The organism is Sulfurimonas sp., assembly GCF_050296975.1.
Lineage (GTDB): Bacteria > Campylobacterota > Campylobacteria > Campylobacterales > Sulfurimonadaceae > Sulfurimonas.
Genome location: NZ_JBNKRX010000009.1, coordinates 1 through 22,058 on the forward strand (window position 1 = coordinate 1; position 22,058 = coordinate 22,058).

Here is a 22,058-nt window from a genome sequence, read left to right on the forward strand (position 1 = left end):
TGATGCAATTGTAAATGTGCTATATGCCTCATCTACTATGTTGCCTTCGGTGTCGTAGAGTACACCTTTTAACTTATATGTTCCTGTAAGTGTTTTTTCTGTATTCCAAGATTCGGAAATAGTTTTTATCTCTTGTGAAGCAACAACACCAAGGTTTTTTACTTCAAAAGTATGTACAACATTGCCATCTATATCTTCGAGTATAAGTTGTGCATTAAGCTCATAACTGAGTCTTCCAGGATTGGTAATATTTGCATATAGTGAAACATTCTCGTCTACGCCATATGTTAGTTTGTCTGTGTGGGGGTCGATTTTCCCTAAAGTTGTTGTAGCATTGATAACAGCATTGATAGTATTGTTCTGTTTTGTACATTCTACTAAAGCATTTTGAGAATCTCCTACAACATATATACTTCCACCCTCTTGTAGAGCAATATCATCTACCTGTAAAGTTTTTGACATACCAAAAGAGAGGTTTTGATCAAGAGTAGTTGTTGCTAAAAGTACTCCATTATCTTTAGGATCACCTTCATAAATAGCAATCTCAACACCAATAGGTACAGTTGCTACACCTGCATTTCCAACTGTGAATTTCACAGAGATATTTGCATCTACTCCATTGTCGATAACCTCTAATTTCCCTACTGTAAAATCTGAAACTTTTGTTTGTTTTTGGAATGTGTGAATTAGAGAATTCGAAATATCTTCTGAAGTTTTTGCATAATAAACATTTCCATAATCTCCACCAGCAGGTTGTGGATAAACAAATGCTTCAAGTCCACTTTTATTTGTACTTCCTATACCTATAGTATCAATCACATCTACACCATGAGCACTTGCATAGTTTCGATCAACTACATACGAATTAACATTCCAATAGTTAGGTCCCCAAACTCCATCTCCTGAAAGTGTTACAGCTCTGTAACTACTTTTATCTTCCAAAGTTTCCCATTTATCTGCCATTGTTCTCAAACAACGTCCCATATAGTCATAACCACTAAAATAACTGTTTTGTAATTTATCTGCTATTACATCTGCATTAGATTCAGTAATAATAGTTGGTTCTAAATATTCTTTAGGTGTATATGTGCCCGTATATACTGTTAAACGAATAGATCCATCTCTTGGAAATTTTTCAGGATCACGTAATGCACTTATTAGACCATTTTTTTGGATATGCATATAACTAGATACACTCCCAGAGTAATCAAAACAAACTCCTAAATCTATACTCCCTTGTTTCCCACCACATGATTTTGCAGTACTATAAAGGTTGTTCTCTTCATTTAGTTCTACATTCTCATTTTTTGCATCTACATATACATAAATTGGTTGATCTCTAAAGTGTGCAGTTGCATTTATATCTAAGCTTATATTACTCACTGCCTCTGGAGCTAGAGATTCACTTAATGTTTGTGTAGCAATAACTTCATCAACACCCTTTGTATAGTTTCCATCTGCGTTGAGATCAAAGTAGGCTATTAGATCAAACGGTTGTGCAGTTACAGCTCCTCTGCTTGCTAAAGATATCTCGATACTACCACTTACTTTTAGTGTTTGTGGATTACTTGTCAGATTACTTGTGTTGATCATCTCAGCTAAAATATCTGGTCGTAAATCTTCTGCTGTTATTGGACGCATTTTTAGTTGTCCTAAGTTTATAAACTGCGGTTCAGCAAAAGCTAAAAGTACTTCTATATCTTTATAACCATCTTTTTTGAGTTTTAAACTTACATTTGTAAGGTTCATATCTGAGAGTGTGAAACTTCCATTTTGATCACTTTGCATACCTGAATCAGCATCATCGATATAGATCGATACACCTTCAAGTACGGTATCTGTTGCAATATCTAAAACTTGTGCTTGTATTGTTGAAGTTGTACTTGTTGATTTTTTATGTAATGATGGAGAAAATTCTACATTTTCATCTGTTATAGTAGTATTTAGTACTATTGGATCATATCCATCTTTTGTAATGCTCAATGTTACATCGCCACTATTTAACGGTTCAACTAAATAATTTCCATAAGTATCTGTAAATACTGTGGCTTCTGTAGCACCTTGTAGTGTAATGTTTACATCTGAAAGTGGTTCTGAGGAGTTATCATCTAAAATCGTTCCATAAAGTTTTAAAGAACCTTGATCGTTTGGAATTAAAGCTGGTGAAAATATAAGTTTGCTTCCATCTGATATAGTAGCACTTTGATTGATATCTATATAACCTGTTTTTGAAACAGTTATAACTACATCACCTGATGGGATATTTTCAACTAAATAGGAACCATCAGCGCTACTTAATGCAGAGATTCCACCAATATTTATAAGTGCTTCTGCAACTGGTGCTTTAGTAATTGCATCAGAAATTATCCCTTGTATAGTTGTAAGTTGTACTTGATTTGGATCAACAACACTCATCTCTACGACACCAAAGTTGATAGTTTGCGTAGCTGTTACAGAAAAACTCCCTTGTACACTATAGTAACCATTTTTCTCAAAAATAACTGTGTAATTTCCAGCTTCTAATGCTGTAGTTGTAAAATGACCTTGTGCATCTGTTTGTAATGTTTGCACCAAAGTAGTGCCTGTTTTTACACTTACTGTAACATCTTGCAAATAATCTAATGTAGCTTTATCTATAATATTTCCAGTAGCAATTGCTTTAATATCACTACTTATACTATCTACACTTATCAACGAAGCTGTATAGATCAATGTGTAACCACTTTTAAGTTCAATTGTTTTTTGATTGATAATATAGCCATTTGCCTCAAAAGTGATAGTAACTGCTCCAGATGGAATATCGGAAATATAATATTCACCATTTTCATTTGTTTGTACACTTGTAGTACCTACACTCACTGTCGCATTTGATATAGGTTGTTGTGTAGTTGTGTCTTTCACTACACCTTTTAACACTGTTGCGGTCATAGATGATGAAGCATTTAGAATAATTTCACCTAAGTCAATATTAGTTCCATTAAATGTAATATGAGTTTGTAAACTTGAAAAGCCACTTTTTGAAAAATCTATGGTGTACTCTCCATTAGGGAGTGCACTAAAAGAAAATTTTCCATCATTATTTGTAGATACGGTTATATTTTTATCTACACCAAGCAAATTCACATTTACACCAACTAATGCCAATCCACTGCTTCCATCAAATGTACTCCCACTAATACTCCCAAGATCAGGATCAGGGACTTTTTGTGAAGCTTTTGTTATGGCTTGTAGCACCAAAGCGGTTGTGTATAGCTCATCATCCCAACTTCCATTTGTATTTTGAAGTGTATAAAAAGCATTTACACTTTCTAGTAGTGTGGTATTGTTTGAATACGTTGGTGCGATTGCTATGAGAGCGAGGGCACTGAGATAGTTTTCATCCCATAAATTATTTGATTTTTTTTGTGAAAGTAGATAGTTTTTTGCAGATTCTAAAATAGAACTTACATTGTACGTATTTCTATGTAACCACAAAGAGTGCATTGCAAGTGCAGTTACGTATACAGATGGTTCATTTTTCCCATCTCTCCAACTTCCATCGGTTTGTTGGAAAGAAAATAGATAACTAACAGATGACTGAGCACTTGCAGAGTCTAAAACTTCTAAAGCAAAAGCGGTATCTAAAACTGTAGAGTTATACCCTTGTAGCTCTCCAAATCCACCATCTTGGTTTTTATAACTTATAAGCTTAGTAAGAAGCTGTTGTTTTTTTGTAGCATTATTTTCAAGAGCTATTTTACGAGATAACATCTCTGTTGTGTTTTGATCATCATCTACTTTTTGTTTTAAAGTAGATATATCTATAGAACTTTGCAGTAAATTTAAACTCTTATATGTCTCACTACTAGCTTGTTCAACTCTAGATAAGTTTGAATCAAGAACATTTGCTTGTACCTGTGATTCTAACCACTGAACTCCTTCACTAGTAGATGCTTGTAAAAACATACTAAATAGCATAACAAATAAGACAAAGACCCTTTTTTTCATCATATTTTCCCTTTATTTTTCAGTAAGAATACACGAATACTAACAAATATAAAATTATATATAAATTAATTATATTATATTAAGTTGTTTTTTGTAGAGAATTCATAGATGAAATTTAATGAATCCCATTTTATTTACTTTATATTAGACAAGAATTTATAAAATTGAAACTGTCAATGACATAAACAATTTTAAGGAGTTCTTATGAAACGATTAGCACAGATTTTAGTTTTTTTACCACTTTTAGCAACTGCTTCTTTTGCAGGTCCTATTTTTGTCAATGTTCCTTATGACAAAGAGATCGAAAGGATGCAACAGTATCTCAACTCTATGGTTGAGTCACATATGGGTGCACCAGCAATTGCTAACTATAACTATCCACGGACAAATATTCAAGACACAACAGATAAGATTATTATAGAGTTTGATTTAGCTGGTGTGGATAAAAAAGATATAAACCTCTCGATAGACGATCATCATGTATTGAATCTTTCTGGGAAAAAAGAGCAAAAAGTTGAAGAAAAAGATAAAGATGGAAACTACATACGCAAAGAGATATTTTTTGGAAGTTTTCAAAAAGCTATTCAATTGCCAGAAAACATCATAACTGACAAATTACAAACGCAATATGATAAAGGGATTTTACATATCACAATTCCAAAAAAAGCTGTAAAAAAACCTCAAGTAAAAAATATCCCTATCAACTAACTTAGTTCTTCTATCGCTTGGTGGCAAAAACCACCAAAGCGATAAACTAATATCACTACTTCATCACTAATCTTTTATAGAATTCGCTTTATTTTTATACAACATATACAAAGGGGATATATATGACTATATTAAATAATGCTTTTATAATGCAAGAGATCACCCAAGCAAAAATCGCTCATGTACGCTGGGTAAAGAGGGCTGAACATCTTATAGCTAAACTTCCTGTAGATAAAGAGTTTATACCTTTAGAGGCTACAAGTTGTGGTTTTGGGAAATGGTTATATAGCTCAGGAACTGAACTCAGACACATGGATGATTATGCGCCGATTATGGAAAAGATAGAGAGTCTTCATGACCAACTCCATGCTTACTATGCAGAGATATATAAACTTTATTTTATCATCCCAGAAAATCGTTCAATCTTACATAAAGTATTCACATTCAATAGTAAAAAAGTCTCTAAACATGAAGAAGAGTTAGCAAAAGAGATTTTTGAAAAACTACAAGTTGTTTCTATAGAGCTTCTTGAAGCACTCAATGATTTAAAGATCGAGATTAAGCGATATAAATAGTGACTTAAGATAAACTTCGCTTTATGAATGACTATCAAGTGAAGTTTGCTACTGCAATAAAAAATACATTTTTTCATAAACTTAGTGATGTGGACAAAGAGTTTATTCAAAGCAAAGCCTATGAGTTAAAGTTTTCCCATCAAGAGTTGAAACAACTGATAGATATTGCTAGAGATTTAGAACTTTGGGATGAAGGTAATATACAAGATATTTTTCCTGAACATGAACAAAAAAAAGTTGTATTTACACGACTCAAAAAAGCATATGAAGAGCTTCGTAATAAACCAAATTCGTATGAAAACTTTACACTCAAAAATATCCCCAAAGAACAAAAGTTCACTTTTACTTCAAAACCTAAAGATGGTTTTGGACTTGGGCTTTGTCCAGTTGCTAGTGAAAAAACACGTTGCTGTAATTTACTTACACTTGATGCGGTTGAGTCTTGCGGTTTTGATTGTTCATACTGCTCGATCCAGAGTTTTTATAACCAAAACAATATAACTTTCGATAGCAGCTTTGGAGAAAAACTCAAAAATCTCAACCTTGAAGCAAATAAAACTTATCATATAGGAACAGGTCAAAGTTCAGACTCTTTGATGTGGGGAAATCGTGAGGGGCTTTTAAATTCCCTTTTTAAGTTTGCACGTGAAAATCCAAATGTGATTTTAGAGTTTAAAACAAAGTCGGACAATATCTCGTACTTTTTAGAGAATGATGTACCAAAGAATATTTTGTGTACTTGGAGTTTAAATACTCAAACTATTATTGACAACGAAGAACACTTAACAGCATCATTAGAAAAAAGAGTAGCAGCTGCAAGAAAAGTAGCCGACAGAGGTGTCAAAGTTGGTTTTCATTTCCATCCGATCGTAGAATATGTCGGTTATCTTGATGAATATGCCGAGGTGTATAAAAAACTGATCGAGACTTTTACTCCAAAAGAGGTTGCACTTGTGAGTTTTGGGACACTTACCTTTATCAAACCTGTTATCAAACAACTTCGTTCACGTGACTTTCATACAAAAATCACACAAATCCCTCACGAAGATGCAAGTGGAAAAACATCATACCCTTACGCAACAAAAGTTGAAATGTTCAAACATGCTTATGATAGTTTTAAAGCTTGGCAAACTGGAGATGATAAAGTATTTTTCTATCTCTGTATGGAACCACATGAGCTTTGGGCTGATACTTTTGGGTACCAATACGCTACAAACAATGACTTTGAACATGCAATGCTTGAAGCATACTCGAATAAAATTGGACAAGACTACTTAGTTTAGAAAGCTTTTAAATATCGAGTAGTAGACTTAATACATATACATCAATATATCTTGATATATTACTATAATCTTGCTATACTTTTGAAAAATTCACAAGGCTTCATTATGCTTTTAGCATTGAGTATATTTCTTATAACCCTCATCTTTGTGATTTGGCAACCAAAAGGTTTACAGATCGGAACTACTGCGATCATTGGTGCTATCGTTGCACTTATTGTAGGAGTGGTTTCATTGGATGATGTAAAGATAGTTTTTGATATTATCTGGGATGCCACTTTTGCTTTTATCGGAATCATCATTCTTTCAATGGTACTAGATGAGATAGGTTTTTTTGAATACGCTGCACTAAAAATGGCAAAGCTCTCACATGGAAATGGCGTGAAGATGTTTTTTTACTCGATCATCTTAGGTGCTATAGTATCAGCTTTGTTTGCAAATGATGGAGCTGCACTAATCCTTACACCGATTTTACTCGCAAAAATGAGAATTTTAAAGCTAGATACAAAAACAATTTTGGCTTTTTTACTTGCAGGTGGATTTATAAGCGATAGTGCTTCATTACCTTTTGTTTTCTCTAACCTTACAAATATCGTAACGGCAAATTACTTCGATATAGGTTTTAAAGAGTTTATACTTAATATGGCTTTACCATACATTGTCAGCGTAATCGCTTCAATGGCTGTTTTATATCTTATCCTTAGAAAAGATATTCCAAAAACTGTTGATATCGATCTGCTTAAAAATCCAGATGATGTATTAAAGAGTAAAACACTTTTTAAATTTTCATGGTTCTTTTTAGCGCTTCTATTAGCAGGATACTTCATAGGCGATCACTTTGATGTCCCTATATCAGTTTTTGCACTCGGTGGGGCACTTATATTTTTAACTATTGCTTCAAGTATGAAAGTTGTACATCCAAAGCACATTATAAAAGAAGCACCTTGGCAAGTTGTTTGGTTTTCACTTGGACTTTATGTCGTTGTATACGGGCTTAAAAATCAGGGGCTTACTACTGAAATCGCGCAAGTACTTAACTTTTTAAATGATCAGTCACAACCACTTGCAGTTATCGGGACTGGGTTTATTTCAGCATTTTTATCTGCTATTATGAATAATATGCCGACAATTATGGTGATGGATATAGCATTAGAGGGGATTAAAAACGATGCTATGATCTATGCAAATATCATCGGATGTAACCTAGGACCTAAAATGACCCCTTTTGGATCACTGGCAACTTTACTTTGGTTACACTCATTGGAGAAAAAAGGTGTGGAGATCAGTTTTTGGTCATACTCAAAATTTGGACTCATTGTTACACCGCCAGTACTTCTAGTTGTACTTCTTACTTTACTTTGATGAGGAATTACTCCTCATCAATCATTTTTTCTGTAACTTCAAAAAGCTCTTGACTCGCTGTCTCCATCTCCTCAAAATCTGCTAAAATTTTTGCTTTATTAGCTACACATTCATCTAAATTTCCATTTGCTAAACAAGCTATCGCATCTTGTACATTTTTATGAACTGTCTCATGTGGTTTGAGAATTAGTTTATAACTTTGTGTATGTCCATAACGCTCTTTTCCATCATTTACATACCATTGTCCTAAACGACAATTATTATGATCTTGGAACTCTGCAGTTACTTTTCCAGCAGAGAATGAAGCATATGCATTTGCTTTAAAAAGGACATGATCAATCATAACCAAGTTCATAAATATACGTCCGTCAATTTGGCGGATAAGCTTACTTGATTCTTCATTTGAATCACGTAACTCAATCATACTCTCACTAAATGTTGTGATAAGATCACTAAATTCATGTACAACACCTCGCATACTCTCAGAGCTTTCATTCATCTCTTGGCTCTCTTGTTGAAGGACTTGAACAGTTGTTCTGATCTCTCCGGTTGCTTTTTGAGTACGCTCTGCTAGTTTTCTAACCTCATCTGCAACTACAGCAAATCCACGCCCATGTTCCCCTGCACGAGCAGCTTCTATAGCAGCATTAAGTGCGAGTAAATTAGTTTGATCTGAGATATCACTGATAAGATTTACAACTTCAGTGATCTCTTTTGCACGACTCTCTAACGATATACTTGAATTTACATTTGCATCAAGCAATTCATTAAGTCCTTCAAGTTTACTTCCAACACTTTGGGAATCTTCAACACGATCAATACTCATCTGTGTTGAATTTTCAATACTTTGCGAGATTACCTCTAAATATTTTGCATTTGCACCAAAACTCTCTTGTAAAGATTCAAGCTGAAGATTATTTTTATTTACTAAGCTTAACTCAGAGTTCAATTCTGATCGGAGTTTCATCTTATGAGTTTGCTCCATTACACCTATACTCTCGTTCATCTGATTCCCTACAAATGTAAGTGCTGAATTTAAACCTTGAATGTTAAATTGTCTATAAAATTTATTTTCACTTGCATAATTTACAGATGTTTTCATCTCACGCATAAACGTTTCAAACTGGTCAAGTATATTGTTGAGTTGTTTAGATATTTGCCCAACATACCCTTTACTTTTGATATTTGTTAAACGATTTTCAAAGTTTCCATCTACAGCTCCATCTAAAACTTCTACAATTTTATCCATAGCTTGTCGCATACTTGTGATGTATGTATTAATCACCCATACAAGAACAACCAATAATACAAGAACAACTACGCTAAAATAAGAAAAATAATTATTTACAAATATTGCATAAAGAAACTCTAAAAGATAAAGAACAAATACCAATAAAACTAAAATTTTGATTTTAGATAGATAAGATAAATTTGTCATACTGCCCTCCATGCTCTGTGATAAGTTCTTCTAAGATTTTTTGTGAAGCGTTTACACCCCCACTTGCCTCAGCACTCTTGAGCTGTGAGTACAATGGTTTAATCACATCTAAAGCCTCTTTTGTCGGTTTTCTTCTAACAGAGTAATACCCTACAATATTTTTAGAAGCATCATACGATGGTGTAACATTGGCTAAAACCCAATAATAATCCCCATTTTTTGCACGATTGACTACATATGCATTTATCTCTTTACCACTTTGAATAGTCTCCCATAAAAGTTTAAAAATCACCTTTGGCATATCGGGATGACGAACGATATTGTGTGGAGCATTTAACAACTCTTTTTCACTATACCCTGCCAATTTTAAAAACAGTTCATTTCCATACGTAATTCGCCCTTTTGTATCTGTTTTAGAAACAATAAGTTCATTATCATCATATACTAACTCAGCCATGAATACCTTTCCCTTTTTTATTTTAAAGGTTATATATTGTCAGAATTTATCAATCTTATATACATTTTTTATTCTTTTGAAAACTATCTCAAAATCTTTACCTCTTTGTATGCATCTTTATGCTACTCTTTCTTATCTAAAAAACGGAATAACCAAAATGACACTTAACCAATACCTTGAACTTGGTAAACTAAATACTCTTAGAGCTGATAGACTCACTCCACATGGTATCTTTTTAATGGCAGCTAATGGCAAAGATGTTCTCTTGCCACAAGCATATGTTACTGATAAGATGCTTGAAAACTCTTTAATAGAAGTTTTTTTATATACTGACTCTGAAGATAGACTCATCGCAACTACACTGCAACCAAAAGCGATGTTAGATCAATTTGCCCTTTTAGAAGTTGTAGATACTGCAAAATTTGGGGCATTCTTAGATTGGGGCTTACCAAAAGATCTTCTTTGCCCAACTAAACTACAAAAAACTCCATTTAAAATTGGTGAAAAACATTTTGTAAAAGTTGTGTATGATGAAAAAACACATAGACTTGTAGCTTCTGAAAAACTTGGTGATTTTTTTGACAAAAAACTCAAAGGCTTATATCTTCACCAAGAGGTAAACATCATACCTATTTTAAAAACACCCTTAGGGTATAAATGTATTGTCAATGATCGTTATGAGGGGTTAATATTTCATAATGAAATTTTTGAAAACATTACTATAGGTGAAGAGAAAAAAGCGTATATCAAAACAATTCGTAAAGATGGAAATATTGACTTAACTCTTAGAGCTATAGGCTCTGCTAAAAAAAATAGTGATGCTACAGATAAAATATATCAACTTTTAAAAGAAAATAATGGTATTATGCCTTACAACTATAAAAGTGATGCTGAGTTGATTAAAGAGGTTTTTTCTATGAGTAAAAAAGAGTTTAAACGCTCTTTAACAAAACTTCAAGAAGAAAATAAAATTGAGATCAAAGATACAGGGATTTATCTAAAAAACTCCTAAAAAGGAGTTTGAAGTGTATACTTATAAGTGAATCAAGCTTATAAGAATATACAAGGAGAATCGTAATTAAGATTATATACCTAAATTGTTACAATTGTGTTAACAGACGGGAAACGAAAGGGAAAGATTGATGAAAAAGTGTAATTCGCTAAAAGAGGTTAGAGATGAGATTGACATTCTTGATGAACAACTAGTTGAACTTATCTCACAAAGAAGTCATCTTATTCGCCAAGCTGCAGCATTTAAAAACTCTGTAGATGAAGTAAAAGCAGAAGATCGTATAGATGATGTTATGCAACGTGCACGTAAAAAAGCGATTGAGCTTGATGTCAATCCAAATATGATTAGTGATCTTTTTAAAGTAATGATAGACGAAATGGTAGAAACTGAGATAGCTGAGTTTAGAAACTCAGGAACTTTTTAAGAAGTTAGAATTTAAACTAACTTCTTACTTGTATCTATAAGTGATACGCCCTTTATCAAGTGAATATGGTGTAAGTTCTAGTTTTACTTTATCACCTGGGAGTATTTTAATATAGTGCATACGCATTTTACCTGCTATGTGACATAAAATAATATGTCCATTTTCTAGTTCAACACGGAAAGTTGCGTTTGGCAATGCTTCAACAATCTTGCCGTCAACTTCAATAACATCTGCTTTAGCCATTTTTAGTCCTTTTATAGTGTACTGTTATTCTTCTCTTAAGCAAGAGATAATATTTCAGCTTTACCGCCAACAACTGCGACAGTATGCTCATAGTGTGAACCGCGTAAACCATCGGCACTAACAACATCCCAACCATTATCAAGAATAATAGGCTTTGAATCTTTTTGACATATCATAGGCTCTAAGCAAAAAACCATTCCATTTTTTATTTTAGGTCCAGCTTTTGGATTAGCACCATCAAGATAGTTTGGAATCTCTGGTTCCTCGTGAGGACGTTTTCCTATCCCATGACCACAAAAATTCTTGAGTGGTACAAAACCTTTTTGTATGATAGATTGCTCTAACATATATGAAAGTTCTTTAAATCTCATACCCTCTTTAATATTCTCTATTGCTTGATAAAGAGTATCTTTAGCACAAGCGATTAACGCTTCATCTTGTTTTGTAATCTCTCCTACACCTACACTAATTGCTCCATCACCAAACCAGCCATCTAGCTGAGTTCCAACATCATACCCTATAATATCACCCTCTTGGAGTTTATAGTCGCTTGGGATACCGTGGATAATAACTTCATTGAGAGATGTACATACGGCGTTAGGAAAGCCATATAAACCTTTAAAAGATGGTTGTGCACCACAACTTCGGATATAATCCTCAGCCATAGCATCCAACTCTTTAAGACTCATACCAACTTTTGTGTTTTTTCGAAGAAGTTCAAGAGTGCCGCCAACTATTTTGTTAGCAGCGCGAAGTTTTTCAATCTCTTGTGGTTTTCTAAGTGCGATTGCCATTTGAGTTATAGACCAACTGCGCTTAGAGTTTCATACTTGCTCATATATATCTGAGCTTCAATTTTTCTCATCGTATCAAGTGCAACTTGAACAACGATTAAAACTGCTGTACCACCAAAGAAAAATGGTACTCCCATCCCTTTAATAATCATAAATGGTAAAGTAGCTACTAAACCGAGATAAAGTGCACCAGTGATAGTAAGTCTACTTGCAGTTTCATTTAAAAACTCTTTTGTAGCTTCACCTGTACGGATACCTGGGATAAATCCACCTTGGCGTTTAAGATTATCTGAGATATCTTTTGCATTAAATGTGATCGATGCATAAAAGAATGCAAAGAAGATAACAAATACAAAAGTTAAAAAGTTAAAAAAGTAACTATTTGGGTTCAAAAAGTCTGCAATAGCTTGAACCGTAGGATTTGTACTACTTGAAAGTACAGTCATAGGGAACATTAAAATTGCACTAGCAAAGATAACTGGGATAACACCAGATAAGTTTACTTTTATAGGAATATAGTTCATCACACGTTTATTTTGGTTTTGCATCATAGTCTTTTTCGCATATGTAATAGGCACACGACGCTCACCAAGTTCAACATAGATAATAACTCCAACAGTAATTAAGACAAGAGCTACAATAGCAATGACAGTTAAGAAACTCATAGCACCTGTATTTACCATAGTTACTGTTTGACCTATAGCACCTGGAATTGCTGACACGATTCCAGCAAAAATAATTAGAGATATACCGTTTCCAATTCCACTTTGAGTTATTTGCTCACCTATCCACATAAGTAACATCGTTCCAGCTAACATAGAGATAGCAGAAAGTGCAATAAATGTAGTATGATCAGCTAAGATAGCACTATTGCCATTTGGTCCTGTTAAACTTTGTAATCCAACACTTACACCAACAGCTTGAATAACTGTAATAACAATTGTTGCATAACGGATAATTTGCATATATTTAACCATACCATCACGCTCTTTTTTCATTTGCCCTAAAGTAGGGAAAGTTGCAGCTAAAAGCTCCATGATAATAGAAGCAGTGATATAAGGCATAATACCGAGCGAAATTATAGATAATCTCTGAACAGCATTTCCACTAAACATATTAAATAAACCGAGTGCATCTGATTGGTGAGAATCGAAGAATGAAGCGATAACAGTAGTATCTACACCTGGAACTGGCACATATGCCAGCAGGCGGTAGATAAATAAAAAACCAATAGTAATAAGTATCTTATTAACTAGATTTTTATTCACGACTAGTTACCTGTAGTTGTAACGTTTTCGTCTTTAATTTTCGATGCTAAATCTTTTGCAGATGCACCTACTAGTTTAACTTTTGTTACAGAGTTAGCAACTTTATGAACACCACGGATAGCTTCCATTGTGATCTCAGCTAATTCAGCAACAGCTTTGATTTTTTCTACGTTGATTACGTATGGTTTATTGTTTTTAACAGTAAAACCAACTTTTGGTAAACGACGAGCTAGTGGTTGTTGACCACCTTCGAAGTTTCTCTTTCTTTTATAACCTGTACGAGATTTTTGACCTTTTTGACCACGAGTCGAAGTCTTACCCATACCTGAACCACAACCACGTCCTACTCTTTTACGAGTAGAAGTTGATCCCTCAGCAGGTGTTAAGTTTTCAATACCCATCTTCTTATCCTTTTAATCTACTAAGTGCTTCAATAGTAGCACGTACTAGTGTGTTTGGATTGTTTGAACCGATAGATTTTGTAAGGATATCTTGAATCCCTGCAAGCTCTAAAACTGGACGAGTTGCCCCACCAGCGATAACCCCAGTACCCTCAGATGCTGGTTTTAGTAATACGCGAGAAGCGTTGTACTTGTGTTCAATGTCATGAGCAATAGTTGTACCTTTAATACTTACAGTAGTTAGGTTTTTAAAAGCATCATCAACAGCTTTTTTAATAGCATCTGGAACCTCTTTCGCTTTTCCAACACCATACCCAACAGTACCATTTTTATCACCAACAACAATTAAAGCAGTGAAACGGAAACGTCTACCACCTTTAACAACCTTAGTAACACGGCCAATATTTACAATTGATTCTTCAAAATCATCTCTATTGATTTCCATATCGTCCCCTAAAACTTAATTTCGTTTGCACGAAGTGCTTCACCAAATGCAGCGACAACGCCGTGATATTGGTAACCATTACGATCAAATACAATGCTATCAACTTTAGCTTCTTTTAGCTTCTCAGCGAAAGCACTAGCTAATGCAGCAGCACCCTCTTTGTTAGCTTTTGCAGAGATCGCTTTTGAATTTAATGCACATAGAGTAGTTCCAGTTGCATCATCAATTGCTTGTACACTTAGGTAACGATTTGATCTAAATACAGAAACACGAGGAAGTGTAGCACAACCAGATATTTTTGCACGGATACGACGTTTACGTTTTAAACGATTTGCCAATTTGCTTTTTAATACTTTAGCGTTCATCTATCTTCCTCCCTTATTTCTTAGCAGTTTTACCGGCTTTACGCACGATATGCTCATCTATGTATTTAACACCTTTACCTTTATATGGTTCTGGTGGACGGAAACTTCTCACTTCTGCAGCAACTTGGCCAAGAAGTTGTTTATCATGAGATTTTAAAGAGATAACGTTTTTCTCAACAGCAGCTTCGATACCTTCTGGTAAATCGTAGTTGATGTCATGTGAGAAACCAAGTTGTAAATTAAGAACTTTACCTTGTACAGCAGCTCTGTAACCAACACCGTTGATCTCAAGTTTTTTCTCATAACCAGTTGTTAAACCAGTAACGATATTTTGAGCTAATGCTCTATAAGTTCCCCAAAAAGCTCTATGCTCACGAGCATCAGATAAATTTTTGAAAGTTAATGTAGTTCCTTCGATTTCAAAAGATACATTTCCTTTTGTGTCTAAATCAACACTTTTATTGCCTTTAGCAAAAGTTATAACATCACCATTCGCAGATACTTTGATATCAGCTGCAAATTCTACAGGATTTTTTCCAATTCTTGACATGCTATTTCCTCCTACCAAACTGTACACATAACTTCACCACCAACACCAAGCTCAAAAGCTTTGTCATTTGGTAGCACGCCATGTGATGTACTTACTATAATAGTTCCGTAACCATTTTTAAAACGTTTGATATCATCTTTACCTTTATAGATACGACGACCTGGTTTAGATACACGTTTTAGTTCATTGATTACACTTTTCTCGTTATCATCATATTTTAATGCAACTTTGATGCTCTTTTTCACACCATCTTCAACTACATTAGCAGACTCAAGATAACCTTTTTCAACTAAGATATTTGCTACAGCTTCAACACTTTTAGAGTGAACTAAAGTAGTTGTAGCTAATCTTCTCATACCAGCATTACGGATACGTGTTAACGCATCAGATACTAAATCATTAATTGCCATTTTTTTTCCTTGACGTTTGTGTGATTAGCAGTTAAAACTGCTAAAAACTAATAATTAGAAGTTTCCAGCTTACCAACTAGACTTTCTAACACCTGGGATCATTCCCTCATTTGCCATTTTTCTGAAACATACACGGCATATTCCAAAATCACGGATAACAGAGTGTGGACGACCACAAATCTGACATCTTGTATACGCACGTACTGCATATTTTGGAGTACGTTTTGCTTTTGCGATCATAGACTTCTTAGCCATTAGTTGCCCCCTTGTTTAGTAAAAGGCATACCCATTTTCTCTAATAGAGTATATGCAGCCTTATCTTCTTTAGCAGTTGTAACTACAGTGATGTTCATACCATGAATTTGCATGATAGAATCATAACTGATCTCTGGGAAAATAAGTTGCTCTTGAAGACCGAAGTTATAGTTACCACGACCATCAAAACCATTTCTAGCAACACCACGGAAGTCTTTCACACGAGGAAGTGCAATAGATACAAGGCGATCGAAGAAGTTATACATATTTTCACCACGAAGAGTTACACGAACACCAACTGGCATACCTTCACGAACTTTAAAACCTGCAACAGATTTTTTAGCGATTACAGTAGAAGCTTTTTGACCAGCGATAGTTGTGATAGTATCTTCAATGTTTTGCATTAATTTATTATCTTTCATTGCAAAACCTGCACCTACAGAGATAATAATTTTTTCTAATGCTGGAATCTCCATAACATTTTTGATATCTAACGCAGATTGTAATTCTGGTTTTAAAGCTAAATATTTATCTTTCATACGAGCCATAATTACGCCTCCACTTTACGTACGTTTGAAACATCTATTGGCATCTCTTTATTAACGTGTCCGCCTTTAGTGTTTTCTTCAGTTGGTTTCACAGCTTTTTTAGCTACTTTACAACCCTCTACGATTACTTTATTTTTCTTTGGTAATACAGCTAATACTACGCCCGTTTTACCTTTATCATCACCAGTGATAATCTCTACAGTATCACCTTTTTTGAAATTAAATTTTGCCATTAAACAACCTCCGGTGCAAGAGATACGATTTTCATGAAACCTGCATAACGAACTTCACGACCGATTGGTCCGAAGATACGAGTACCGATAGGCTCTCTCTTGTCATCTAAGATAACAGCTGCATTGTCATCGAAACGAATTAATGAACCGTTTTCTCTTTGAATCTCTTTATGAGTTCTAACGATAACAGCTTTTACAACTTTACCTTTTTTTACTTTAGCAGTTGGAATCGCTTTTTTAACAGAAGCAACGATAACGTCACCAACTGTTGCATAACGACGTTTAGAACCGCCAAGAACTTTAATACACATAATCTCTTTAGCACCTGTATTATCAGCTACATTTAAACGTGAGAAAGATTGAATCATAACTACGCTCCTTTAACTACTGACTTAAGTCTAAAAGATTTTGTTTTAGAAAGTGGACGACATTCAGTAGCTACTACTAAATCTCCCACTTCTGCCTCATTACGCTCATCATGTACTAAGTACTTTTTGAAACGCTTTACAACTTTATGGTAACGAGGATGCATTACACGGCGCTCAACTACGATAGTTACAGTCTTGTCACCAGCAATTTTTACAACATTACCTTGAATTTCACGTTTATGTGTCATCGCCCGTCCCCTAGTTTGCTACTGCAGTTAATGCAGTATTGATTCTTGCAATATCTTTTTTAGTAGCTTTTAATTCACTGCTATTTTGTAATTGCATCATTTTTTGTTTAATTTTTAGAGTAAACAGCTCAGTTTTTTTCTCTTTAAGCATTGCTTGAAGTTCAGCTGTACTTTTATCTGCTAAATCAGAATATTTCATTGCTCATCTCCGCAGTTATAATTTTAGTTTTGAATGGTAGCTTGTGCATAGCTAAAGTTAATGCTTCACGAGCTAAATCGTGAGGTACACCACCCATTTCAAAGATGATACGACCAGGTTTTACGTTCATAACCCACTTATCAACTCCACCTTTACCTTTACCCATACGAGTTTCTAAAGGTTTAGCAGTTAGTGGTTTAGCAGGGAATACACGAATCCAAATCTTACCATTTCTTTTAATGTGACGAGTTGCAGAGATACGAGCCGATTCAATCTGACGAGAGTTGATACGACCAGCCTCTACTGCTTTAAAACCGATGTCACCAAAAGCTAATTTGTAACCTGAACGAGCGTAACCACGGTTACGACCTTTCATTACTTTACGATATTTTGTTCTTTTTGGCATTAACATGATCTATTCCGCCTTTTCTTTTCTTGGAGCACGTTTACGTGAACGAGTCTCTTTTTTCTCTTCTTTAGCTTCTGCTGGGATACCTTTAGTAAGTACTTCACCTTTGAATATCCATACTTTTACACCAATACAACCGTAAGTTGTATGTGCTTCAGCAAAACCATAATCGATTTTTGCACGTAAAGTGTGAAGAGGTACACGACCTTCTAAGTACCACTCAGTTCTTGCCATCTCAGCACCACCTAAACGGCCTGAAACAGAAACTTTGATACCTTTAGCACCACTTCTTTGTGCACCTTGCATAACTTTTTTCATAGCACGTCTAAAAGCAACACGACGCTCTAATTGAGTCGCAACATTCTCAGCAACTAATTGAGAAGAAATTTGAGCTTTTTTCTCTTCTTTGATATTTACAGAAACTGGTTTACCGATAAGGTTTTGAAGAGCATCTTTAAGCTTTTCAATATCAGCACCTTTTTTCCCAATGATAATACCAGGACGAGCAGCAATAATAGTTACACGTAATCTTTTAACAGTTCTTTCTATAACGATGTTAGAAACACCAGCATAGTAAAGTTCTTTCTTTAAAAATGTTCTAATCTTGTGATCTTCACCTAAAGCTGCAGGAGCAGTTTTGAAGTTAGGAAACCAACGACTTTCCCAGTTACGGTTGATACCAAGACGTAAACCAATAGGATTAACTTTTTGACCCATACTATTTACCCTCTACTTCTACTAAGATATGTGCTGTTGGTTTTCTAATACCAGAAGCCATACCACGAGCACGTGGACGGAAACGTTTTAGTACTGGACCATTGTCAACACGACAAGATGTGATAATACAATCTTCAGCTTCATTACCGCTGTTAGCAACTGCTGATGCAATCACTTTAGAGATAATTTTTGCTGCTTTGTTTGGAGTAAACTCTAAAGCAGCCATTGCTTCTTCAGCGTTCATACCTTGTACTTCTCTCGCAATTAAACGAGATTTAATAGGTGATACACGGATAAATTTTAATAATGCTCTAGCCATGATTACCCCTTCTTCTGAACAGAGCCTTTGTGGCCCTTGAATGTACGAGTTGGTGCAAATTCACCAAGTTTATAACCAATGTGATTCTCTGTAACATATACAGGAACAAATTGGCGACCATTATGAACATTTAATGTTAAACCGATCATATCAGGAAGAACTACTGATCTTCTTGACCAAGTTTTAATAGGTTTTTTATCTCCACCAGCTTTTGCTGCTTCAACTTTTTTCATTAAATGGTCATCTACGAATGGACCTTTTTTAACTGAACGAGCCATTAACCTACCCTTTTTGCATTTGGTTTACGGCGAGTGATGATTAGTTTATCACTTGCTTTTTTACGACGAGTTTTAGCACCCTTAGTTGGTTTACCCCAAGGAGTAACTGGATGACGACCTGAATTCGTTTTACCTTCACCACCACCATGCGGGTGATCAATTGGGTTCATTGCAGAACCACGAGTTTGAGGACGGATACCCATATGACGAGTACGACCAGCTTTTGCTATAACAATGTTTGAATACTCTTCGTTACCAACTACACCAACTGTAGCCATACACTCACCAAGAACAAGTCTCATTTCAGATGAAGGCATACGAAGTGATACATATTTACCGTCACGACCCATAATTTGAGCAGAAGTTCCAGCTGAACGTACCATTTGTCCACCTTTTCCAACTTTTAACTCAACGTTGTGTACAACTGTACCAACTGGGATGTTTTTTAGTTTCATTGCATTACCAGCTTTAACATCTAAACCAGCTTCAGCAGCTTGAACTTTATCACCTACTTGTAAACCTTTTGGTTGTAGGATATATCTTTTTTCACCATCAGCATAAGTAATAAGAGCGATTCTACAGTTTCTGTATGGATCGTACTCGATAGTGCTTACTGTACCTTCGATGTTGAATTTATTTCTTTTGAAATCGATAATACGATAAAGTTTTTTCGCACCAGCTTGTTTATGACGAGAAGTAATACGTCCATTGTTGTTACGACCAGAATGAGTCGGTAACTTAACTAATAATGAACGAACACTCGCTTTTGCTGTAATGTCTGAACTATCAATATTTGTATAAAAACGACGAGATGGAGTTATCGGTCTATAAGTTTTTATTGCCATATTACACCGCCAAACTTTCGATTTGTGTACCTTCTGGTAAAGTTACATAAAACTTTTTAAAATCGTTTTGTTTACCTTGTACACCACGGAAACGTTTAACTTTTCCGCTTTGATTTAAAGAGTTGATTCTTGAAGGAATAATTCCAAAGTACTCTCTAAACACCTCTTTAAGACCAGTTTTAGTCATACGAGGTGAAGTTTGAACAACGATCACACCGTCTTCTTGAAGTCCTAAAGTTTTTTCTGTATATAAAATTGATTTAATATCTGTAATATCTGCCATTACTTAGCCTCACTTACAAGATTTTCCCATACAGCTTTTTCTATCACGATTGAGCGATAGTTTGCAGCTAAGTATGCGTTTAACTCATTAGATTCAATTACGAATGTAGCATTTAAGTTTTGGAATGCTAAATAAGTTTTCTCATCTAAAATAGATTTTACAAATAAAGTATCTCTTTGGTTAAGAGCTTTAAACATTGCAGCTGCATCTTTAGTTTTACCAGATGCTACTTCAATGCTGTCTACTACAAAAAGAGTACCATTTTGTGCATGCTCGTTAAGAGCAAAGTTTAAAGCAAGTTTCTTTTGCTTTTTATTCACTTTTTGGTTGTAGTTACGGTTATTTTGAGGACCGAATGCAATACCACCACCAGTATAGTGAGGAGCTCTAATCGAACCTTGACGAGCACGACCGCCACCTTTTTGAGCAAATGGCTTTTTACCACCACCACTAACTTCGCTTCTTGTTTTAACAGATGCAGTGTTAGCACGCATTGCAGCTTGTGCTGATTTTACATAAAGGTATAAGTTATGTGGATTGATACCAGCGAATGACTCTGGTAAAGCAATCTCAGAAGCTTTTTCCATTTTTTCATTTAAAACGATTGCTGTGCTCATTATTTAACCACCTTTACACGTCCTAAAGTACCGTTTGCACCTGAAACTGAACCTAAAACCGCAATGATTTTGTTTTCAGCATCGTAAGAAACGATCTCATTTTTTACACTGTTTTGTGTGTTTCCGTATTGTCCAGGCATTTTCTTACCTTTCATAACACGACCTGGCCACTCAGCATTACCGATAGAACCAATTCTACGACCAAATCTATGACCGTGTTCAGCTGGACCTCCACCGAAATTCCAACGTTTCATACCACCTTGAAAACCACGACCTTTAGTTGTAAAAGTTGATTTTAAAGTTGTTGCTTCAGCTAATGGAGCTAGATCTAAATCACCAGCTTCAGCATTTGCAACATCTAAAGTAACGAAACGATTAAATTCAGACGATAAGTTGAATTTTTTCTGTTGACCTTCAATTGCTTTATTCATTTTTTTGCCGTTTGGATAAGCCACTAGTGCTTTACCATCGTTTACTTCACATACCTTTGCATCTAGAACTCTTAAAAGAGTAACAGGTTTTGCAGGAACAGTGATAGTACGGCTCATACCGATTTTTTCAACAATATATTCCACTTGTTACTCCTTATTTATCCATAGAGCGAACTTCTACGTCCACTTCAGGTGCTAAGTCTAGTTTCATTAATGAATCAACAGTCTCTGGCGTAGCAGATACGATATCGATCATTCTAGCATGCATACGAATTTCAAATTGCTCACGAGATTTTTTGTTAACGTGAACTGATTTTAAAACTGTATATTTACGAATTTTTGTTGGTAAAGGTATTGGACCACGGATAACCGCACCAGTACGCTTAACAGCCTCTACGATTGACGCTACAGATCTATCAAGTACACGATGATCGTAAGCTTTCAATTTCAAACGAATTTTTTCCATAATTTTCCTTCTAAAGAACTCGTCAGCCCATGTCTGACCATTTAAGGGAGCGGAATTATACTTAATATAGTAAGAAAATTCAAGGATTTTGGGGTTAAAAAGTGAAAAATATATAAATTTATT

At 34.9% G+C, this 22,058-nt stretch carries 31 protein-coding genes and 1 pseudogene; 6 read left to right on the top strand and 26 right to left on the bottom strand.

Translation table 11 applies throughout. The annotated features are described in order from the left end of the window. The coding region (locus tag ACQY56_RS02350; protein ID WP_428743710.1) for a carboxypeptidase regulatory-like domain-containing protein at window positions 1-3,987 on the bottom strand (3,987 nt) is incomplete at its 3' end. Window positions 3,988-4,191: 204 nt separating this feature from the next. On the opposite strand from ACQY56_RS02350, the gene ACQY56_RS02355 reads away from it, so the two are divergent. From ACQY56_RS02355 to ACQY56_RS02370, 4 genes are all read left to right on the top strand, one after another. Further along, window positions 4,192-4,695 (top strand): Hsp20/alpha crystallin family protein, encoded by a 504-nt coding sequence (locus ACQY56_RS02355; RefSeq protein WP_428739154.1) that lies wholly within the window; start codon window positions 4,192-4,194, stop codon window positions 4,693-4,695. Window positions 4,696-4,817: 122 nt separating this feature from the next. Continuing rightward, window positions 4,818-5,270, top strand: a complete 453-nt coding sequence (locus tag ACQY56_RS02360; protein WP_428739155.1) for a CZB domain-containing protein — start codon at window positions 4,818-4,820, stop codon at window positions 5,268-5,270. Between the two features lie 23 nt (window positions 5,271-5,293). Continuing rightward, window positions 5,294-6,553 carry an SPL family radical SAM protein gene (locus tag ACQY56_RS02365; RefSeq protein ID WP_428739156.1) on the top strand — a complete coding sequence of 420 codons (1,260 nt, stop codon included), beginning with the start codon at window positions 5,294-5,296 and terminating at the stop codon, window positions 6,551-6,553. Window positions 6,554-6,658: 105 nt separating this feature from the next. Beyond that, the gene (locus ACQY56_RS02370; RefSeq protein WP_428739157.1) at window positions 6,659-7,912 is read left to right on the top strand and encodes an arsenic transporter; all 1,254 of its coding nucleotides are present in this window, start codon (window positions 6,659-6,661) and stop codon (window positions 7,910-7,912) included. 7 nt (window positions 7,913-7,919) lie between these two features. Here ACQY56_RS02370 and ACQY56_RS02375 read toward each other — a convergent pair. Together ACQY56_RS02375 and ACQY56_RS02380 are read right to left on the bottom strand one after the other, a co-directional pair. Further along, window positions 7,920-8,621, bottom strand: a pseudogene (locus ACQY56_RS02375) (methyl-accepting chemotaxis protein); the annotation flags it as partial. Window positions 8,622-9,324: 703 nt separating this feature from the next. Then, window positions 9,325-9,807 (bottom strand): PAS domain-containing protein, encoded by a 483-nt coding sequence (locus tag ACQY56_RS02380; RefSeq protein WP_428739158.1) that lies wholly within the window; start codon window positions 9,805-9,807, stop codon window positions 9,325-9,327. A gap of 157 nt (window positions 9,808-9,964) precedes the next feature. On the opposite strand from ACQY56_RS02380, the gene ACQY56_RS02385 reads away from it, so the two are divergent. Further along, entirely contained in the window at window positions 9,965-10,819 is an 855-nt protein-coding gene (locus ACQY56_RS02385; protein ID WP_428739159.1) for a CvfB family protein, read from the top strand. A 130-nt stretch (window positions 10,820-10,949) separates the two neighbouring features. After that, window positions 10,950-11,243, top strand: coding sequence for a chorismate mutase (locus ACQY56_RS02390; RefSeq protein WP_428739160.1), 294 nt, complete (start codon window positions 10,950-10,952; stop codon window positions 11,241-11,243). Window positions 11,244-11,267: 24 nt separating this feature from the next. On the opposite strand, the gene infA is transcribed toward ACQY56_RS02390, so the two are convergent. From infA to rpsJ, 23 genes are all read right to left on the bottom strand, one after another. Continuing rightward, window positions 11,268-11,486 (bottom strand): translation initiation factor IF-1, encoded by a 219-nt coding sequence (gene infA / locus ACQY56_RS02395; RefSeq protein ID WP_193113841.1) that lies wholly within the window; start codon window positions 11,484-11,486, stop codon window positions 11,268-11,270. Window positions 11,487-11,521: 35 nt separating this feature from the next. Beyond that, window positions 11,522-12,280, bottom strand: a complete 759-nt coding sequence (map, locus tag ACQY56_RS02400) for a type I methionyl aminopeptidase (protein ID WP_428739161.1) — start codon at window positions 12,278-12,280, stop codon at window positions 11,522-11,524. 5 nt (window positions 12,281-12,285) lie between these two features. Further along, window positions 12,286-13,548, bottom strand: a complete 1,263-nt coding sequence (gene secY, locus ACQY56_RS02405) for a preprotein translocase subunit SecY (protein ID WP_428739162.1) — start codon at window positions 13,546-13,548, stop codon at window positions 12,286-12,288. 2 nt (window positions 13,549-13,550) lie between these two features. After that, a complete protein-coding gene (gene rplO, locus ACQY56_RS02410) occupies window positions 13,551-13,949 on the bottom strand; it encodes a 50S ribosomal protein L15 (protein WP_428739163.1) in 399 nt (132 codons plus the stop codon). A gap of 4 nt (window positions 13,950-13,953) precedes the next feature. Then, the gene (gene rpsE / locus ACQY56_RS02415) at window positions 13,954-14,394 is read right to left on the bottom strand and encodes a 30S ribosomal protein S5 (RefSeq protein WP_428739164.1); all 441 of its coding nucleotides are present in this window, start codon (window positions 14,392-14,394) and stop codon (window positions 13,954-13,956) included. Window positions 14,395-14,402: 8 nt separating this feature from the next. Next, a complete protein-coding gene (rplR, locus tag ACQY56_RS02420; protein WP_428739165.1) occupies window positions 14,403-14,759 on the bottom strand; it encodes a 50S ribosomal protein L18 in 357 nt (118 codons plus the stop codon). 13 nt (window positions 14,760-14,772) lie between these two features. Next, window positions 14,773-15,309 carry a 50S ribosomal protein L6 gene (gene rplF, locus ACQY56_RS02425; RefSeq protein WP_428739166.1) on the bottom strand — a complete coding sequence of 179 codons (537 nt, stop codon included), beginning with the start codon at window positions 15,307-15,309 and terminating at the stop codon, window positions 14,773-14,775. A gap of 11 nt (window positions 15,310-15,320) precedes the next feature. Next, on the bottom strand, window positions 15,321-15,719 hold the full coding sequence (gene rpsH, locus ACQY56_RS02430; RefSeq protein ID WP_428739167.1) for a 30S ribosomal protein S8: 399 nt from the start codon (window positions 15,717-15,719) through the stop codon (window positions 15,321-15,323). A gap of 69 nt (window positions 15,720-15,788) precedes the next feature. Continuing rightward, entirely contained in the window at window positions 15,789-15,974 is a 186-nt protein-coding gene (locus ACQY56_RS02435; RefSeq protein WP_428739168.1) for a type Z 30S ribosomal protein S14, read from the bottom strand. Then, window positions 15,974-16,522 carry a 50S ribosomal protein L5 gene (gene rplE / locus ACQY56_RS02440; RefSeq protein WP_428739169.1) on the bottom strand — a complete coding sequence of 183 codons (549 nt, stop codon included), beginning with the start codon at window positions 16,520-16,522 and terminating at the stop codon, window positions 15,974-15,976. The genes ACQY56_RS02435 and rplE overlap by 1 nt, the downstream gene beginning before the upstream one ends. 2 nt (window positions 16,523-16,524) lie before the next feature. Continuing rightward, on the bottom strand, window positions 16,525-16,755 hold the full coding sequence (gene rplX, locus ACQY56_RS02445; RefSeq protein ID WP_428739170.1) for a 50S ribosomal protein L24: 231 nt from the start codon (window positions 16,753-16,755) through the stop codon (window positions 16,525-16,527). Beyond that, a complete protein-coding gene (rplN, locus tag ACQY56_RS02450) occupies window positions 16,755-17,123 on the bottom strand; it encodes a 50S ribosomal protein L14 (protein WP_428739171.1) in 369 nt (122 codons plus the stop codon). Before rplN ends, rplX begins: the two co-directional genes overlap by 1 nt. 2 nt (window positions 17,124-17,125) lie before the next feature. Beyond that, window positions 17,126-17,371 carry a 30S ribosomal protein S17 gene (rpsQ, locus tag ACQY56_RS02455; protein WP_428739172.1) on the bottom strand — a complete coding sequence of 82 codons (246 nt, stop codon included), beginning with the start codon at window positions 17,369-17,371 and terminating at the stop codon, window positions 17,126-17,128. 10 nt (window positions 17,372-17,381) lie between these two features. Next, entirely contained in the window at window positions 17,382-17,570 is a 189-nt protein-coding gene (rpmC, locus tag ACQY56_RS02460; RefSeq protein WP_428739173.1) for a 50S ribosomal protein L29, read from the bottom strand. Further along, window positions 17,557-17,982, bottom strand: a complete 426-nt coding sequence (rplP, locus tag ACQY56_RS02465; protein ID WP_428739174.1) for a 50S ribosomal protein L16 — start codon at window positions 17,980-17,982, stop codon at window positions 17,557-17,559. Before rplP ends, rpmC begins: the two co-directional genes overlap by 14 nt. A gap of 3 nt (window positions 17,983-17,985) precedes the next feature. After that, complete coding sequence (gene rpsC, locus ACQY56_RS02470; protein ID WP_428739175.1) at window positions 17,986-18,696, bottom strand: 30S ribosomal protein S3; 711 nt, start codon at window positions 18,694-18,696, stop codon at window positions 17,986-17,988. 1 nt (window position 18,697) lies between these two features. Next, window positions 18,698-19,015 carry a 50S ribosomal protein L22 gene (rplV, locus tag ACQY56_RS02475; protein ID WP_428739176.1) on the bottom strand — a complete coding sequence of 106 codons (318 nt, stop codon included), beginning with the start codon at window positions 19,013-19,015 and terminating at the stop codon, window positions 18,698-18,700. A gap of 2 nt (window positions 19,016-19,017) precedes the next feature. Beyond that, window positions 19,018-19,293 carry a 30S ribosomal protein S19 gene (gene rpsS, locus ACQY56_RS02480; protein WP_428739177.1) on the bottom strand — a complete coding sequence of 92 codons (276 nt, stop codon included), beginning with the start codon at window positions 19,291-19,293 and terminating at the stop codon, window positions 19,018-19,020. Beyond that, entirely contained in the window at window positions 19,293-20,138 is an 846-nt protein-coding gene (gene rplB, locus ACQY56_RS02485) for a 50S ribosomal protein L2 (RefSeq protein ID WP_428739178.1), read from the bottom strand. The genes rpsS and rplB overlap by 1 nt, the downstream gene beginning before the upstream one ends. Window position 20,139: 1 nt before the next feature. Beyond that, entirely contained in the window at window positions 20,140-20,421 is a 282-nt protein-coding gene (locus ACQY56_RS02490) for a 50S ribosomal protein L23 (protein ID WP_428739179.1), read from the bottom strand. Beyond that, on the bottom strand, window positions 20,421-21,038 hold the full coding sequence (gene rplD, locus ACQY56_RS02495) for a 50S ribosomal protein L4 (protein ID WP_428739180.1): 618 nt from the start codon (window positions 21,036-21,038) through the stop codon (window positions 20,421-20,423). Before rplD ends, ACQY56_RS02490 begins: the two co-directional genes overlap by 1 nt. After that, on the bottom strand, window positions 21,038-21,613 hold the full coding sequence (gene rplC, locus ACQY56_RS02500; RefSeq protein ID WP_428739181.1) for a 50S ribosomal protein L3: 576 nt from the start codon (window positions 21,611-21,613) through the stop codon (window positions 21,038-21,040). The genes rplD and rplC overlap by 1 nt, the downstream gene beginning before the upstream one ends. A gap of 10 nt (window positions 21,614-21,623) precedes the next feature. Next, window positions 21,624-21,935, bottom strand: a complete 312-nt coding sequence (gene rpsJ / locus ACQY56_RS02505) for a 30S ribosomal protein S10 (protein ID WP_152183763.1) — start codon at window positions 21,933-21,935, stop codon at window positions 21,624-21,626. Between the last annotated feature and the right edge of the window lie 123 nt (window positions 21,936-22,058).